This is a genomic window from Bacillus sp. JAS24-2, from assembly GCF_008274905.1.
Taxonomy (GTDB): domain Bacteria; phylum Bacillota; class Bacilli; order Bacillales; family Bacillaceae_G; genus Bacillus_A; species Bacillus_A cereus.
In genome coordinates this window covers 134,929-150,000 of sequence record NZ_CP031068.1, presented here as the reverse complement: position 1 = coordinate 150,000, position 15,072 = coordinate 134,929, and the positions used below count along the sequence as shown (strand labels likewise).

Sequence of the window (15,072 nt, the reverse complement as noted above, 5' to 3'; positions counted from 1 at the left end):
AAATTAAGAATGCAACATTCTTCCTTTCTGCTGCATGGGCCGAAAGACACCCCGATATTGTAGAGCGAATCATGAAAGACGGACACGAAATCGGTAGTATGGGGTACAATTACACATCCTACACTTCTCTAGAGACAAATGAAATAAGACGAGACCTTTTACGAGCACAAGATGTTTTTACGAAACTTGGTGTAAAACAAGTCAAGCTGTTACGTCCACCTAGTGGCGAATTTAACAAAGCAACCCTTAAAATCGCAGAATCACTTGGATACACCGTCGTGCATTGGAGTAATAATTCAAACGATTGGAAAAACCCAGGTGTAAATAACATCGTTTCCACTGTCTCTAATAATTTGAAAGGTGGAGATATCGTCTTATTACACGCATCCGATTCTGCCCTTCAAACAAATAGAGCTTTACCGCTGCTCCTGCAAAAAATAAAAAGTGATGGATATGAGCAAATATCCGTATCACAACTTATTTCCAACACAAGTACGAAAAGTGAAGATGTGAAGTAGCTTCTTCCCTACCACTCTTCACGCATAAAAAGCTCTACTACCTTTCAAGAAGGTGGTAGAGCTTTTTTAATCATACCATTTCCAGCATTATAACTGCTGGTGTATAAAATCTCTCTATTAAGCTGATTTACTTGTTTTTCCGATTAAACGATGTAATACAAGTAATTGATATGCGTTACATAACAATAGCGGTATAACCATTAAATATAACCAATCTGTATCATTAATCCGAAGCGCCGGTACCCATTCAAGGATCGTTACAACAACCATAAAGAACAGAGCTGGCACAAATGCTTTTTTATTTGTTTCTTTGCTTTTTACATAAGCAACAATTGCTCCAAACACAAATAATATTCCAGCAACAAGTATGTTATTCCCTAACGAGACTTCCCCATTTGCAATAAGTACAGATCTTAAATACACAAAATCAAATAATACGAATGCAATAAAGAAGAGCTGGACTGCATTCCATAAAGAAGATGAGCGGAACATCCCTAGTCCAAAACGGTGGATTGTTAAATATGCAAAGAATCCCATTTGACTTATAACACTAAAAATAAATCCTACACCCATCAGCCAGAAAGATACTGCTAAAATCTCCTTACCGTCGAAATTTTGAAAAAATTTATTGTACTTGTCCCACTCCAAAACAAAACCAATAATAACTGTGCTAATTCCACCAAGAAACAACGTCGTTAAAAATAGTCGTACCCACTTGCGGCTATTCACAACACATCCCCCATTATCCTTATATTTCTAATTAAATTGTATCAATGACAATTTCAAAAAGCTAGCCATGTTCATGTATAAATTCCTTAAAGATATTTATATTAAAAAGAGAGAACTGTGCTGAAAGGAGTTCCAACTTATGAAACGGATGCTATTCATTTTCGTTTCTTCTTTTCTACTTATCGCACTTGCAGCATGCGCACAAGGAAAAGAAACGAAATCCGAACTAGATTACGATCAAACAAAGAAAATGATTGTTGATATTTTAAAAACAGATCAAGGTAAGAAAGCTATTCAAGATGTATTAACTGATGAAAAAATGAAACAAGCACTCATACTAGATGAAACAGTAGTAAAGAAAACGATTGAAGATGCCATGGTATCCGATAAAGGGCAACAATTCTGGGAAAAGCTCTTTAAAGATCCTGAGTTCTCATCGAAGTTCGCTAAAAGTATGGGGAAAGAACAAACCCAATTAATGAAAACCTTATTAAAAGACCCTGAATACCAAGCAGGCGTTATAGAAATTATGAAAAATCCTGAAGTAGAAAAAATGATGTTACAAACAATGAAGAGTAAAGAATACCGTCAATATCTACAACAAGTACTAACAGAAACTGCTGAAAGTCCACTCTTCCAAGCCAAGATGATTGATATCATTAGTAAAGGTGTGCAAAAAGCTGAAAAAGGCGGATCTGGTAAGAAAGAAGCAGGCGGTGACGGTGGTTCTCAAGGCGGGAAGAAGGAAGAATAGTAAAAAATAATAACTATAATAACGAGTGGACAATTTATACATTGTTCACTCGTTATTACTTTATCTTGCTATTAACAGACGAAATGGCCCCCTCTAGTTAAGCGAAAGGTTTACTAGCAACAAAAGCCTTATTGTTGTCAGTAACAGGTGAACCCCACTGATTAAAGTTTCACTTTATTTTTGTGTAACAGCTGTTCTATCAATTACTGTTTCAGCTATTTTACTATAAATAATGCCCGTTGTATGTGTATCTTCATATACTGAAGGAGCAAATTCTTCTTTATTCCAATCGGGTTGTTGTAGCGGAATGCGACCAAGAACATTCGTTTGCAATTCGGTAGCTAACTTATCTCCCCCGCCTTTTCCAAATACATATTCTTTCTCACCAGTTACCTTACTTTCAAAATATGCCATATTCTCAACAACACCAAGAATACTATGTTCAGTGCGCAATGCCATCGCTCCAGCACGCGCTGCTACAAACGCAGCTGTTGGATGAGGCGTCGTTACAATAATCTCTTTGCAAGATGGCAACATTGAGTGCACATCTAACGCAACATCACCTGTGCCTGGTGGCAAATCTAGTACTAAATAATCTAAATCGCCCCATTCTACTTCTGTGAAGAAGTGGTTTAACATTTTCCCAAGCATAGGTCCTCTCCAAATAACTGGTGCATTATCCTCTACAAAGAAGCCCATTGAGATTACCTTTACACCTAAACGTTCCACCGGAATTATCTTGTCACCTCTTACGATAGGACGTTTTTCTATCCCCATCATGTCTGGCACACTAAAACCGTAAATGTCCGCATCAATAATACCAACTTTTTTTCCTAAACGAGCTAAAGCAACTGCAAGGTTAACGGAAACAGTTGATTTTCCCACGCCACCTTTTCCACTCGCTACTGCTAAGAATGTTGTTTTTGAATTAGGTGACAATAAAGATTCACTTTGCTCTTCTTCTTGTTCCGGTGCAAACTGAGCTAATTCCTCTTCTGTAAATTCTGCAAAACGAAGTCCAACTGTTGCTGCCCCAAGTTCTTTTACTAACTTTACAATTCCAGACTGCAACTGCATTTGTTCCGCTGTACCGGTTTTTACGATTGCAATTTTGACACTCACATGTTCCTTCTCTGGCTTGACTGTTACCTCTTTAATTGCACTTGTTTCTTTTAATGTTTTATGTAAAAACGGATCTACAATCCCTTCTAACGCTTCAACCACTTGCTCTTTCGTTATCATAATTAGCCCAGCCCCCTGTATGAAAAATAACGTAATGTTAATTTAATTTATCTCTGCTTATCCTTGAAATAAATGCGTTTACATTTCCAGTATAACATATTTTCCGAAAACTTCGTTAACGAGAGAAGCTCAAAAAAATCCTCCTTATTCTGGAGGATTTCCTTTTTCCGTGAAATAACGTAATATACCACGGTATATTGCAGCTGCTACCTTTTGCTGATATTTCTCCGAATTTAACATATACCTTTCGTTCACATTCGATAAAAAGCCAGCTTCAATTAAAGCACCTGGTGTTTTAGAATACTTTAATAAATATACATGCGAAATTGTCTTAGCAGAACGATTCGTGTTTTCTAAACTTGTTCTCAATTCAGCCTGTATAAATTTTGCAGCACGTTCATTTTCAATCGAAGAGCGGTAATAGAACGTTTGTGCGCCTTTCGATCCACTACTAGTTAAAGCATTTAAATGAATACTTGCAAAAAAGTCTATATCAGGTTTATTGATGATTTCTACACGTTTTTTTAAATCCTCTGCTTTACGTCTACTATATGACTTTGTATCTTTGTTAGCTAAATCATAATCTCCCTCACGCGTTAAAATAACTAGTGCACCTTGTTCTTGTAAATAGTCTTGTACCTTTTTTGTAATTTCAAGCGTAATATCCTTTTCTATAATATCCTTTCCACCAACAGCCCCTCCATCTGGTCCACCATGCCCAGCATCTAATACAATTACTTTCCCTGATAAGGGTAAATTCCAAGCTCGCCACGATTTTGTAATTTGAAATTCTTGTTTAACTAAAAAAAACAATACAACCGCAGCGAGTGCAAAAGAGATAATTCGAATTCTCTTCATACCTTTCCTCCTCCAGCTAGTCCCTCTAATTACTTATATGGGACAAGAGGAAAGTTTATGCTTGTCTTAATGAAGCTTTAATCGATATCTTCTTTCACCTTTTTCATACCCTTCTTGCCACCACAATCCTATAAACTGCTGACAAGATTCAAAAAGTAATTCCTCATCTTTCAACTTTATTTCTCGCATAGTCATACTCGTTAAAAATTGAAATAGCGTTTCAGTTAATTGTTGTTCTTCTTCTAAAGCTCTATATTTCACATCAAAAAACGATTCACCATAATAACCAAATTTACTGTATCTCGCTCCTAATAAATAAGATTCTATCCCTAATTCAATACAGTAATCTTCATACTGACGATGAAGCTCTTGCATTTGAAAGGCATCACGAATATTTGAACGCAATGTTTTTAATGATAATTCCCGCAACATCTTCCGCTCGTATTTTAACTGCTTTTCTTTTTGTTTTTCTTGTAAGCTGACAATGACATTCATAGTACTTATAAACCTCCCTAATACGTATTAGTCTAAACTTCTAAAGAAGAAGCATACGCGTGGCGGTAGCACTAAAATATTCCAAGCTATAAAAATTGCAAAAGAGGAATGAAACATAAAAAACCCCAACCAAAATGGTTGGGGTTTGTAGTTCGCAAAAATTAACGTTTTGAGAACTGAGGTGCACGACGTGCGCCTTTAAGACCGTATTTTTTACGCTCTTTCATACGTGCGTCACGAGTTAATAGACCTGCACGTTTTAGTGTTAGACGGTATTCTGGATCAGCTTTTAATAAAGCGCGAGAAATACCGTGACGAATAGCACCAGCTTGACCAGTGTATCCACCACCATTTACGTTTACAAGTACATCGTAGTTACCTAAAGTTTCTGTTGCAACTAGAGGTTGTTTCACTACTTCACGTAATGCAGCAAATGGGATATAGTTTTCAAAATCACGACCGTTAATGATAACGCGTCCTTCGCCTGGAACTAGGCGTACGCGCGCTACTGAACTCTTACGACGTCCAGTGCCATAGTATTGAACCTGTGCCAAAGTAAGCCCTCCTTTAATTAATTATCCGCGAAGTTCGTAAACTTCTGGTTTTTGTGCTTGGTGTGGATGCTCTGCTCCAGCATACACGTTAAGTTTCTTAGAAACTTGACGGCCTAAGCGTCCTTTTGGAAGCATGCCTTTAATTGCAAGCTCTAACATTTGTACAGGGTAGTTTGTACGCATTTCAAGAGCTGTTCTTTGCTTAAGTCCACCTGGGTGGTTAGTGTGACGGTAGTAAATTTTATCGTTTAATTTATTACCTGTTAAATGAATTTTCTCAGCGTTAATAATAATTACATGATCACCCGTGTCAACGTGTGGTGTAAATGTAGGTTTGTTTTTACCACGTAAAATGGATGCTACTTCACTAGCAAGGCGACCTAAAGTTTGACCTTCAGCATCAACCACATACCATTTACGCTCAACTTCGTTAGCTTTTGCCATAAAAGTCGTACGCATGTGTTTCCCTCCTCGTTATCTTTTCCATAGAAAAAATCTATTGTTTATCTTAAACACGATTTCCTTCCGGGGCTAATCGTGGTTTTAGAAACAATACCATATGTTATGATATACTTTTGAGTTTCTAATGTCAAGCAAATGTTACACCAGGATTAGTTGTTATAGTTTACCTCCCATAAGTAAAGCCCATGACCTGGAGCCATCTTTCCAGCAAACTGACGATTTTGTTTCGCTAAAATCTCTGGAATGCTATCAGGATCAAGCTTTCCTTGCCCTACGCTAAGTAACGTACCAACAATAATTCTGACCATATTATATAAAAATCCATTACCTACAAAACGAAAAATTATTTCATCATTTTGTTCAATTAACTCGATTTCATAAATTGTTCGCACTTTATCTTTTTTGTCAGTTTTTGCCGAACAAAAAGAAGTGAAATCATGTGTTCCAATAAAATAAGGAATTGCTTTTCTTATAGAGTTGATTTCGAGCGGGTATGGATATTGATATACGTAATTTCTACGGAATACATCCGCAGTCTTTGATAATAATACACGATAACGATATTCTTTTTTCTCAACACCGTAACGTGCATGAAATTCTTCTGTTTTTTTCTCTACTTGCCTAATAACAATATCATCTGGCAACATTGTGTTTAAAGCATTAATCCATTGCCACTCTTCAAGAGACAAAGGAGTATCAAAGTGTATTACTTGTCCTTTTGCATGAACTGTAGAATCTGTTCTACCAGATGCCTGAACACGAACAAGTTCTCCCTTATGCAATTTCTGCAATGCTTTTTCTATCTCCTGTTGAACAGTACGATGGTTCGGCTGAATTTGATAACCACAAAAATGCATGCCATCATATGCAACCGTACATTTTATTCTATCCATTTCTCTATTCTCCATTACGATCGCACCCATGCCAAAATACAAGCTAAACAAAATAAGCTGACAATCGTTACTGTATCGCTTGTTTTCCAGCGTAGTTGCCTAAATTTAGTACGTCCTTCACCACTTTGATATCCACGAGCTTCCATCGCAATGGCTAAGTCCTCTGCACGCTTAAAAGCACTGATAAACAGAGGAACGAGCAGTGAAATAATAGCTTTCATTCTATCTTTTATCGGTCCCCCGGCAAAATCAATACCACGTGACGCTTGTGCTTTCATTATTTTACTCGTTTCATCCATTAATGTCGGGATAAAACGAAGAGAAATTGACATCATTAATGCGATTTCATGAACAGGAACCTTTATACGCTTCAATGGCTTTAATAACGTCTCCAAACCATCTGTAATTTCAATAGGTGTCGTCGTTAACGTTAATAATGTCGTCATTAAAATAATAACGAAGAATCGTACAGAAATGTATATCCCTTGCTCTAATCCTTTTTCATATATCGAAAACCAACCAAGCTGGAATAGTACATCCCCCTCCTTATTTGTAAAAATATGCAGGAAAAATGTAAAAAGAAAAATCCATAAAATTGGTTTTAAGCCCGAAAGTACATAACGAATCGGCACTTTTGCAAAAAATAAAGCAATGAGTGCATATAAAAATAAAAATCCATATGAAATCGCATTATTTGCTAAGAAAACAACAAATACATATAAAAAGACAATCAGCAGCTTCGTACGTGGATCAAGTTGATGAATAAGTGAATTCCCCGGGATATATCTCCCAATAATCAACTGCTGCATGATTCATGACCACCTTTTCGTAACACCTGCACAACTTCATGAGTAAGATCCTCTAAAGATAAGGTAGCCTTTGGAATTGAAATACCAAACTTCTCTTCAATTGCACGTTTATACTTTAATGACATAGGAAGATCCACACCAATTTTCTCTAGTTCATCGGCATGTGAAAATACTTCCTCTGCACTTCCTTGCAAAAAGACCGTTCCTTTATGCATAACTACAATCTGCTCCGCATACTGAGCAGCATCCTCCATATTATGCGTTACAAGGATAACTGTAAGCCCCTTTTCCTTGTGCAGCTTATAAAACATCTCCATAAGTTCGTTCTGCCCTTTTGGATCTAGTCCTGCTGTAGGTTCATCTAATACAAGCACTTCAGGTTCCATCGCCAGTACACCCGCTATAGCAACACGTCTCATTTGTCCACCACTTAATTCGAACGGAGAACGTGTTAACAGTTCCGGTTCTAGCCCTACAAGTTCAATTGCCTTTCTAGCCTTTTGCCTTGCTTCGTCTACAGATACTCCAAAATTAGTAGGGCCGAAACAAATATCTTTCTCCACAGTCTCTTCAAACAACTGATGTTCTGGGAATTGAAAGACAACCCCTACTTTTTTACGTAGTGGCTTTAACTTTTTTTCTTTCTTTCCTGCCGAAATCAAATGTTCACCAATTTGAACTGTACCATTTGTCGGCTGCAATAAACCATTTAAATGTTGAATCATCGTTGACTTACCTGAACCAGTATGACCAATAATGGCATAATAGCCCCCACTTGGAAACGACACATCTACATCATAAAGTGCGCGTCTTTCAAATGGAGTTTTATATTGATAACGATGCTCTACTTTTTGGAATGTAATCTCCAAAGTTCGTTCACCAAGCTTTCCATTGTAAGATGCGTATTTTGCAAGAGAATTTCATTTCTTTTTAATAATTCTGCTATTTTCACTGAAAACGGTACATCTAAGCCAATTTCTTGGAGCATATGAGAGGATTTGAAAATTTTTTCTGGAGTCCCTTCCTCTAATATTTCTCCCTTATTTAAAATAATGACACGATCTGACTGTGCCGCTTCTTCTAAATCGTGCGTAATCGATAACACGGTAATACCTTTTTGAGTAACAAGTTGTCTAACCGTTTCTACTACTTCACGTCTCCCTTGAGGGTCTAACATTGACGTTGCTTCATCTAATATTAAAATAGATGGTTGAAGTGCTAAAACGCCTGCTATTGCCACTCGCTGCTTTTGCCCACCAGATAAGGAATGAGGCTCATCATTAAGAAAATCTTCCATACGGACAAGTCGCAAGGCCTGTTCTAATCTTTCAATCATTTGTTCTCTTGGCATTCCGATATTCTCTAAGCCAAATACAACATCATCTTGCACTGTTGTTCCAACAAATTGATTATCTGGATTTTGAAATACCATTCCAATTTGTTTTCGAACATCCCATACCGTTTCCTCTGATAAAACCATTGTATCATTTACTGTAATAGTCCCTGCTTCTGGTAAAAACAAACCATTCAATAATTTTGCAAGTGTAGACTTTCCTGAACCGTTTTGTCCAATAATAGATACCCATTCTCCCTCATATAAGGAAAATGAAACATCTTTTAATGCATAAGTGGCTGCCCCAGGATATTGAAATGATATATTTTCTATCCGAAGTTTCTCTTTTTTCAATAGAAGGCACCCTTTCCTTCGCACAGTTAGCCTATTTTTATATTTAAAAAAAAGGGCCATGACCAGTTTCTTGAAAAGAACTGTCCTGCCCTTTTAATTATCATTATACTAACTCGATAATTACCATTGGTGCTGCGTCTCCGCGACGTGGACCAATTTTTGCAATACGAGTGTATCCGCCTTGGCGCTCAGCATAGCGTGGAGCTACATCAGCGAATAGTTTTTGAAGTGCATCTTGACCAGTCTCAGCGTTAGCTACTTCATTGCGAATGAAAGCTGCTGCTTGACGACGAGCATGAAGATCTCCGCGTTTACCTAAAGTGATCATTTTTTCCACTACAGAACGAAGTTCTTTTGCACGAGTTTCTGTCGTTTGGATGCGCTCGTTGATAATTAAATCAGTAGCTAAATCACGTAACATAGCTTTACGTTGCGCACTTGTACGGCCTAATTTTCTGTATGCCATTCGTAGTTCCCTCCTTTGTTGATGGGTTTAAATCCTCAGTCGTCTTTACGTAAACCTAAACCTAATTCCTCAAGTTTATGTTTAACTTCTTCTAAGGATTTACGTCCTAAGTTACGAACTTTCATCATATCTTCTTCTGTTTTGTTCGCAAGCTCTTGTACAGTATTAATTCCTGCACGTTTTAGGCAATTATAAGAACGAACAGAAAGGTCTAGTTCTTCGATAGTCATCTCAAGAACTTTCTCTTTTTGATCTTCTTCCTTCTCGACCATAATCTCAGCATTTTGTGCTTCATCAGTTAAACCAACAAAGATATTTAAATGCTCAGTTAAGATTTTGGCACCTAAAGAGATAGCTTCTTTTGGCCCGATGCTTCCATCCGTCCATACATCAAGCGTAAGCTTATCATAATTAGCCACTTGTCCGACACGTGTCTTTTCCACTTGGTAAGTCACACGTGATACTGGAGTATAAATAGAATCAATAGGAATTACTCCTATTGGTTGATCTTCGCTTTTATTTGCATCAGCTGGCGTATACCCACGGCCACGCTTTGCAGTTAAACGCACGCGGAAATGCGCATCTTTTGCTAACGTTGCAATGTGTAAATCTGGATTTAAGATTTCTACATCACTATCGTGAGTAATATCAGCAGCTGTGACAATACCTTCGCCCTGTACATCAATTTCCAACGTCTTCTCTTCTTCAGAGTAGATTTTAAGAGCTAACTTTTTCAAGTTTAAGATGATCGTCGTAACGTCTTCTACTACGCCCTCAACTGTTGAAAATTCATGTAATACGCCATCGATTTGGATAGCAGTAACAGCGGCACCAGGGAGTGAGGATAAAAGAATACGACGTAAGGAGTTACCCAAAGTAGTACCATATCCACGCTCAAGCGGTTCAATTACGAATTTACCATATTTAGCATCTTCGTTAAGTTCAACCGTTTCGATTTTCGGCTTTTCGATTTCAATCATTAACTAAACCCTCCTTCAAAACGTCGAAACCCCGGTTAAACAAAGGTATAACCCCTGTCTAACCGAAAGTCCCCCTTAGGCAGTTCCCGATTGTGCACAACAAGCGATGTTTCTGTACGAAATTTCTCGATAATGCATCATATCCATTATAGACAAAAGGGAAAATTCTATACAGAAAAATTACACACGACGACGTTTTGGTGGACGACATCCATTATGAGGAACTGGAGTAACATCTCTAATTGCTGTTACTTCTAGACCTGCAGCTTGAAGAGCACGAATTGCAGCTTCACGACCAGCACCAGGACCTTTAACAGTAACCTCTAAAGTTTTTAAACCGTGTTCCATTGCAGCTTTAGCAGCAGTTTCAGCAGCCATTTGCGCAGCGAATGGAGTAGATTTACGAGATCCACGGAAACCAAGTGCACCAGCACTAGACCAAGAAAGTGCGTTACCGTGAGTATCTGTAAGTGTTACGATTGTGTTGTTGAAAGTAGAACGAATATGAGCTATACCAGCTTCAATATTCTTTTTCACACGTTTTTTACGAGTGTTTGTTTTACGTGCCATTGTTAGTTCAACCTCCTTTACTTATTATTTCTTTTTATTTGCTACTGTACGACGTGGACCTTTACGTGTACGAGCATTGTTTTTAGAGTTTTGACCACGAACTGGTAAACCACGACGGTGACGAAGACCACGGTAAGAACCGATCTCCATTAGACGTTTGATGTTAAGAGATACTTCACGACGAAGGTCTCCCTCAACTTTAATACGATCGATGATATCACGGATACGTCCTAATTCGTCTTCCGTTAAATCACGAACTCGTGTTTCTTCAGAAATACCTGCTTCAGCAAGAATTTTTTCAGCAGTTGTGCGACCAATGCCGAATACGTAAGTTAAAGAAATAACAACGCGTTTGTCTCGAGGAATATCTACACCTGCGATACGTGCCATTACGAATGCACCTCCTTCTGATTAACCTTGTTTTTGTTTATGTTTAGGGTTTTCACAAATAACCATTACTTTTCCACGTCTACGAATAACTTTACATTTTTCGCAGATTGGTTTAACTGACGGTCTTACTTTCATGTCTCGAACCTCCTTAAAGATTACGGAGTGCTATATTATTTAAAACGGTACGTAATACGACCACGATTTAAATCGTACGGAGATAATTCTACCGTAACTTTGTCTCCTGGTAAAATACGAATGAAGTTCATACGGATTTTACCAGAAACGTGAGCCAATACGACATGCCCATTCTCTAATTCTACTTTGAACATAGCATTTGGCAACGTTTCAAGAACGGTACCTTCGACTTCAATTACATCATCTTTAGCCATTCAATAGTTCTCCCTTCTTCAAATCAGTAACATTTTACACTGCTCTGAAATCCCGGAGAGCCAGCTACTTATAAAGTGGTAAGGATTTCGTATCCTGCTTCTGTAAGAGCAATCGTGTGCTCAAAATGGGCACACCATTTACCATCTACCGTTACCACTGTCCAGTCATCAGATAGTGTTTTTACATATCGTCTTCCTTGATTCACCATCGGCTCAACACAGATGACCATTCCCGGCTTTAATCTAGGGCCTCTATTTGGTGGACCATAGTGCGGGATTTGAGGGTCCTCATGTAAGTCTTGCCCGATTCCGTGACCAACATACTCCCTAACGATCGAGAATCCATTCTCTTCAGCATGGGTTTGAACCGCATGTGAGATATTTGATAATCTCTCGCCTGGTTTTACTTGTTCTAGACCAAGATACAACGATTTTTCTGTGACATCAAGTAGCTTTTGAACAGATTCAGAAATGTTTCCAACTGGATACGTCCATGCAGAATCTCCATGGTACCCATTGTATTTCGCACCAATATCGATACTGATGATATCGCCCTCTTTGAGCTTGCGCTTCCCTGGAATTCCGTGTACAAGCTCTTCATTTACAGAAGCACATATGCTCCCCGGAAATCCGTTGTATCCTTTAAAAGATGGCGTAGCACCATATTTTTGAATCGTCTTTTCCGCTATTTGATCGAGCTCTTTCGTTGTAATTCCTGGAGTAATGTGCTGTTTCAACTCTTGATGAGTCAAAGCAACGATCCTGCCAGCTTCTCGCATGATTTCTATCTCGCGAGGAGTTTTGCAGATTATCATTACGCTAAGCCTCCGATGAGAACATCGATATCAGCAAATACTTTATTGATATCTTGCTCACCATTAATGCTTTGTAAGTAACCAAGCTCTTCGTAGAAATCAAGCAAAGGTTTTGTTTGCTTAATATTTACATCTAAACGATTTGCTACAGTTTCTTCATTGTCATCAGAGCGTTGATATAATTCGCCACCACATTTATCGCACACATCAGCTTTTGCTGGTGGATTGAATTCTAAATGGTAAGTCGCACCGCACTCTTTACAAATGCGACGGCCTGTAAGGCGTTTTAATAACAACCCTGAATCCACATTAATGTTTAAAACATAGTCGATTTTTTTGCCAAGATCTTTCATAATTTCTTCAAGAGCTGATGCTTGTGCAACAGTTCGTGGGAAACCGTCTAGTAAGAAACCTCTTACGCAGTCGTCTTGACTTAAACGTTCACGAACGATTCCAATTGTAACTTCATCTGGAACAAGTGCACCTTTATCAATAAAAGATTTTGCTTGTAGACCCATTTCAGTTTCAGCCTTCATAGCTGCACGGAACATGTCTCCTGTTGAAATGTGAGGGATGTTATACTTGGCAACAATCTGTTCGGCTTGTGTACCTTTACCAGCACCAGGAAGCCCCATTAAAATTAAGTTCATCCTTGTTCCCCCTCAGAGTACATGAGCATGTAGGGAAGACAATTCTTCCCACTTACTCACTGCTTGATAAACCCTTTGTAATGGCGTTTTACCAGTTGGCTTTCTAGCTGCTTCATTGTTTCTAAAGCAACGCCGACAACGATTAACATACTCGTTCCACCGATCTGTGCAGATGGAGGAAGATTTCCCAATTTCGTAAAGATAACTGGTAAGATTGCAATCGCTGCTAGGAAAATTGATCCTACAAAGGTCAAACGATACAAGATTTTTGTTAGATATTGTTCCGTATTCTTACCCGGACGAATACCTGGAACATATCCACCTTGCTTGTTTAGATTCTCTGACATTTGCTCTGGATTAACCTGAACAAATGCATAGAAATATGTGAAGGCTACAATGAGCGCAACATATATGATCATTCCCACTGGGTGAGAATAGTTAAAGTTTGCAATAATCCACTGCGATACATCATGTTTCGGGAAGAACTGTGCAATAGTCGGAGGCGTAATTAAGAATGAAACAGCAAAAATTACTGGAATAACACCAGCACTATTTACCTTAAGCGGTAAATGTGTGTTTTGTGCTCCAGCATAACCACCATTTCCTCCTGTTACACGCTTCGCATATTGAATTGGGATCTTTCTAACAGCCTGTTGAATGAAAATAACACCCACAATAACTGCTAGCACAGCTAGTAAAATCAATGCAACTTTAACGATACTCATGAACAATTGATCTCCGATATTTTGAAACTGTTGCTGATACACTTGAGATATAACACTTGGGATCGCTGCGGCAATACCGCCAAAGATAAGGATGGAAATACCATTACCTACACCTTTAGCTGTAATCTGTTCACCTAACCACATTAAAAATGCAGTACCAGCAGTCAGTACCGTAGCAATGTATAAATAAGTGCTCCAACCTGGATTCAAAATTAATTGTCCACCTACCATACCGTTAAAACCGATTGACATACCAAACCCCTGAATAAACGCAAGAACAATTGTAAAGTAACGCGTGAATTGCGTTAATTTACGACGGCCCATTTCACCTTGCTTCGACCATTCCGAAAATTTAGGAACAACATCCATCTGCAATAATTGCACGATGATGGATGCTGTAATATACGGCATGATTCCCATCGCAAAGATGGAGAAGTTTTTCAAGGCTCCACCGCCAAATGTATTTAGAATACCTAAAGCATTTAATTGATCTTGTGCCTTCAGTACGTCTCCATTTGTAAATGGCACGGGGATAAACGTGCCAATCCTGAATACGATTAACATCGCTAAAGTGAATAATATTTTACGTCTTATCTCAGCAACGCGCATAAAGTTGGAGATTGTACGAAACATTAGATCACCTCAACTGATCCGCCAGCTGCTTCAATTGCTTCTTTAGCACTTGAAGAGAACTTGTGCGCTTTAACAGTTAGTTTTTTCTCTACTGCTCCGCTTGCAAGAACTTTAACACCGTCGTTTAACTTGCTGATAACGCCAGTTTCCAGCAATAATTCAGGTGTTACTTCTGTACCATCTTCAAAACGATTTAACGTTGATAAGTTTACAATAGCAAACTCTTTACGGTTAATGTTTGTGAAGCCGCGTTTTGGTAAACGACGGAATAATGGAGTTTGACCACCTTCGAAGCCAAGACGAACACCGCCGCCAGAACGTGCGTTTTGTCCTTTATGACCTTTACCAGCAGTTTTACCGTTACCAGAACCGATACCACGACCGACACGGTTACGTACTTTACGAGAACCTTCTGCAGGTTTTAATTCATGAAGTTTCATTCCCAGGCACCTC

General features: G+C 38.5%; 22 protein-coding genes (1 of these 22 only partly in view). 2 read left to right on the top strand and 20 right to left on the bottom strand.

The window, feature by feature from the left end; translation table 11 throughout:
* Positions 1 to 518, top strand: partial view of a polysaccharide deacetylase family sporulation protein PdaB gene (gene pdaB, locus DN407_RS00880; protein WP_000464705.1) — the 3' portion only. It extends 247 nt beyond the left edge of the window; the window shows 518 of its 765 coding nt (coding positions 248–765); the start codon falls outside the window, past its left edge; its stop codon occupies positions 516 to 518.
* A 117-nt stretch (positions 519 to 635) separates the two neighbouring features.
* Here the strand turns inward: pdaB and kbaA are convergent, their stop codons facing one another.
* A complete protein-coding gene (kbaA, locus tag DN407_RS00875; RefSeq protein ID WP_001088526.1) occupies positions 636 to 1,247 on the bottom strand; it encodes a KinB signaling pathway activation protein KbaA in 612 nt (203 codons plus the stop codon).
* 139 nt (positions 1,248 to 1,386) lie between these two features.
* Here kbaA and gerD point away from each other — a divergent pair, with 139 nt between their 5' ends.
* On the top strand, positions 1,387 to 2,001 hold the full coding sequence (gerD, locus tag DN407_RS00870; protein WP_000827296.1) for a spore germination lipoprotein GerD: 615 nt from the start codon (positions 1,387 to 1,389) through the stop codon (positions 1,999 to 2,001).
* Positions 2,002 to 2,175: 174 nt separating this feature from the next.
* Here gerD and DN407_RS00865 read toward each other — a convergent pair whose 3' ends face one another.
* The 19 genes from DN407_RS00865 to rplO all read right to left on the bottom strand — a co-directional run bounded on the left by DN407_RS00865 (position 2,176) and on the right by rplO (position 15,059).
* Positions 2,176 to 3,243 (bottom strand): Mrp/NBP35 family ATP-binding protein, encoded by a 1,068-nt coding sequence (locus DN407_RS00865; RefSeq protein WP_088045201.1) that lies wholly within the window; start codon positions 3,241 to 3,243, stop codon positions 2,176 to 2,178.
* A 144-nt stretch (positions 3,244 to 3,387) separates the two neighbouring features.
* On the bottom strand, positions 3,388 to 4,101 hold the full coding sequence (gene cwlD / locus DN407_RS00860) for an N-acetylmuramoyl-L-alanine amidase CwlD (RefSeq protein WP_070757062.1): 714 nt from the start codon (positions 4,099 to 4,101) through the stop codon (positions 3,388 to 3,390).
* Positions 4,102 to 4,167: 66 nt separating this feature from the next.
* On the bottom strand, positions 4,168 to 4,596 hold the full coding sequence (locus DN407_RS00855; RefSeq protein WP_001101005.1) for a DUF2521 family protein: 429 nt from the start codon (positions 4,594 to 4,596) through the stop codon (positions 4,168 to 4,170).
* A gap of 161 nt (positions 4,597 to 4,757) precedes the next feature.
* The gene (gene rpsI / locus DN407_RS00850; RefSeq protein ID WP_000079986.1) at positions 4,758 to 5,150 is read right to left on the bottom strand and encodes a 30S ribosomal protein S9; all 393 of its coding nucleotides are present in this window, start codon (positions 5,148 to 5,150) and stop codon (positions 4,758 to 4,760) included.
* Positions 5,151 to 5,171: 21 nt separating this feature from the next.
* The gene (gene rplM / locus DN407_RS00845; protein ID WP_001260793.1) at positions 5,172 to 5,609 is read right to left on the bottom strand and encodes a 50S ribosomal protein L13; all 438 of its coding nucleotides are present in this window, start codon (positions 5,607 to 5,609) and stop codon (positions 5,172 to 5,174) included.
* Between the two features lie 152 nt (positions 5,610 to 5,761).
* The gene (truA, locus tag DN407_RS00840) at positions 5,762 to 6,505 is read right to left on the bottom strand and encodes a tRNA pseudouridine(38-40) synthase TruA (RefSeq protein WP_002098927.1); all 744 of its coding nucleotides are present in this window, start codon (positions 6,503 to 6,505) and stop codon (positions 5,762 to 5,764) included.
* A 14-nt stretch (positions 6,506 to 6,519) separates the two neighbouring features.
* Positions 6,520 to 7,314, bottom strand: coding sequence for an energy-coupling factor transporter transmembrane component T family protein (locus DN407_RS00835; RefSeq protein ID WP_001186526.1), 795 nt, complete (start codon positions 7,312 to 7,314; stop codon positions 6,520 to 6,522).
* Positions 7,302 to 8,183 carry an energy-coupling factor ABC transporter ATP-binding protein gene (locus DN407_RS00830; RefSeq protein WP_000406535.1) on the bottom strand — a complete coding sequence of 294 codons (882 nt, stop codon included), beginning with the start codon at positions 8,181 to 8,183 and terminating at the stop codon, positions 7,302 to 7,304. Before DN407_RS00830 ends, DN407_RS00835 begins: the two co-directional genes overlap by 13 nt.
* Positions 8,159 to 9,001 carry an energy-coupling factor ABC transporter ATP-binding protein gene (locus DN407_RS00825; protein ID WP_000711759.1) on the bottom strand — a complete coding sequence of 281 codons (843 nt, stop codon included), beginning with the start codon at positions 8,999 to 9,001 and terminating at the stop codon, positions 8,159 to 8,161. Before DN407_RS00825 ends, DN407_RS00830 begins: the two co-directional genes overlap by 25 nt.
* A 103-nt stretch (positions 9,002 to 9,104) precedes the next feature.
* Positions 9,105 to 9,467 carry a 50S ribosomal protein L17 gene (gene rplQ / locus DN407_RS00820; protein ID WP_000331490.1) on the bottom strand — a complete coding sequence of 121 codons (363 nt, stop codon included), beginning with the start codon at positions 9,465 to 9,467 and terminating at the stop codon, positions 9,105 to 9,107.
* Positions 9,468 to 9,502: 35 nt separating this feature from the next.
* The gene (locus DN407_RS00815; protein ID WP_000569643.1) at positions 9,503 to 10,447 is read right to left on the bottom strand and encodes a DNA-directed RNA polymerase subunit alpha; all 945 of its coding nucleotides are present in this window, start codon (positions 10,445 to 10,447) and stop codon (positions 9,503 to 9,505) included.
* Between the two features lie 180 nt (positions 10,448 to 10,627).
* Positions 10,628 to 11,017 (bottom strand): 30S ribosomal protein S11, encoded by a 390-nt coding sequence (gene rpsK, locus DN407_RS00810; RefSeq protein ID WP_000101798.1) that lies wholly within the window; start codon positions 11,015 to 11,017, stop codon positions 10,628 to 10,630.
* A 24-nt stretch (positions 11,018 to 11,041) separates the two neighbouring features.
* Positions 11,042 to 11,407: a 30S ribosomal protein S13 gene (gene rpsM / locus DN407_RS00805; protein ID WP_000090788.1), complete on the bottom strand. Its 366-nt coding sequence runs from the start codon at positions 11,405 to 11,407 to the stop codon at positions 11,042 to 11,044.
* A 21-nt stretch (positions 11,408 to 11,428) separates the two neighbouring features.
* Positions 11,429 to 11,542 carry a 50S ribosomal protein L36 gene (rpmJ, locus tag DN407_RS00800; protein WP_000868344.1) on the bottom strand — a complete coding sequence of 38 codons (114 nt, stop codon included), beginning with the start codon at positions 11,540 to 11,542 and terminating at the stop codon, positions 11,429 to 11,431.
* A gap of 35 nt (positions 11,543 to 11,577) precedes the next feature.
* On the bottom strand, positions 11,578 to 11,796 hold the full coding sequence (gene infA, locus DN407_RS00795) for a translation initiation factor IF-1 (protein WP_001029884.1): 219 nt from the start codon (positions 11,794 to 11,796) through the stop codon (positions 11,578 to 11,580).
* Between the two features lie 68 nt (positions 11,797 to 11,864).
* A complete protein-coding gene (gene map, locus DN407_RS00790) occupies positions 11,865 to 12,611 on the bottom strand; it encodes a type I methionyl aminopeptidase (RefSeq protein WP_000582539.1) in 747 nt (248 codons plus the stop codon).
* Positions 12,611 to 13,261: an adenylate kinase gene (locus DN407_RS00785; RefSeq protein WP_001048989.1), complete on the bottom strand. Its 651-nt coding sequence runs from the start codon at positions 13,259 to 13,261 to the stop codon at positions 12,611 to 12,613. Before DN407_RS00785 ends, map begins: the two co-directional genes overlap by 1 nt.
* A gap of 56 nt (positions 13,262 to 13,317) precedes the next feature.
* Complete coding sequence (secY, locus tag DN407_RS00780) at positions 13,318 to 14,619, bottom strand: preprotein translocase subunit SecY (RefSeq protein ID WP_000490117.1); 1,302 nt, start codon at positions 14,617 to 14,619, stop codon at positions 13,318 to 13,320.
* The gene (rplO, locus tag DN407_RS00775; protein ID WP_000766081.1) at positions 14,619 to 15,059 is read right to left on the bottom strand and encodes a 50S ribosomal protein L15; all 441 of its coding nucleotides are present in this window, start codon (positions 15,057 to 15,059) and stop codon (positions 14,619 to 14,621) included. The genes secY and rplO overlap by 1 nt, the downstream gene beginning before the upstream one ends.
* Positions 15,060 to 15,072: the final 13 nt, after the last annotated feature.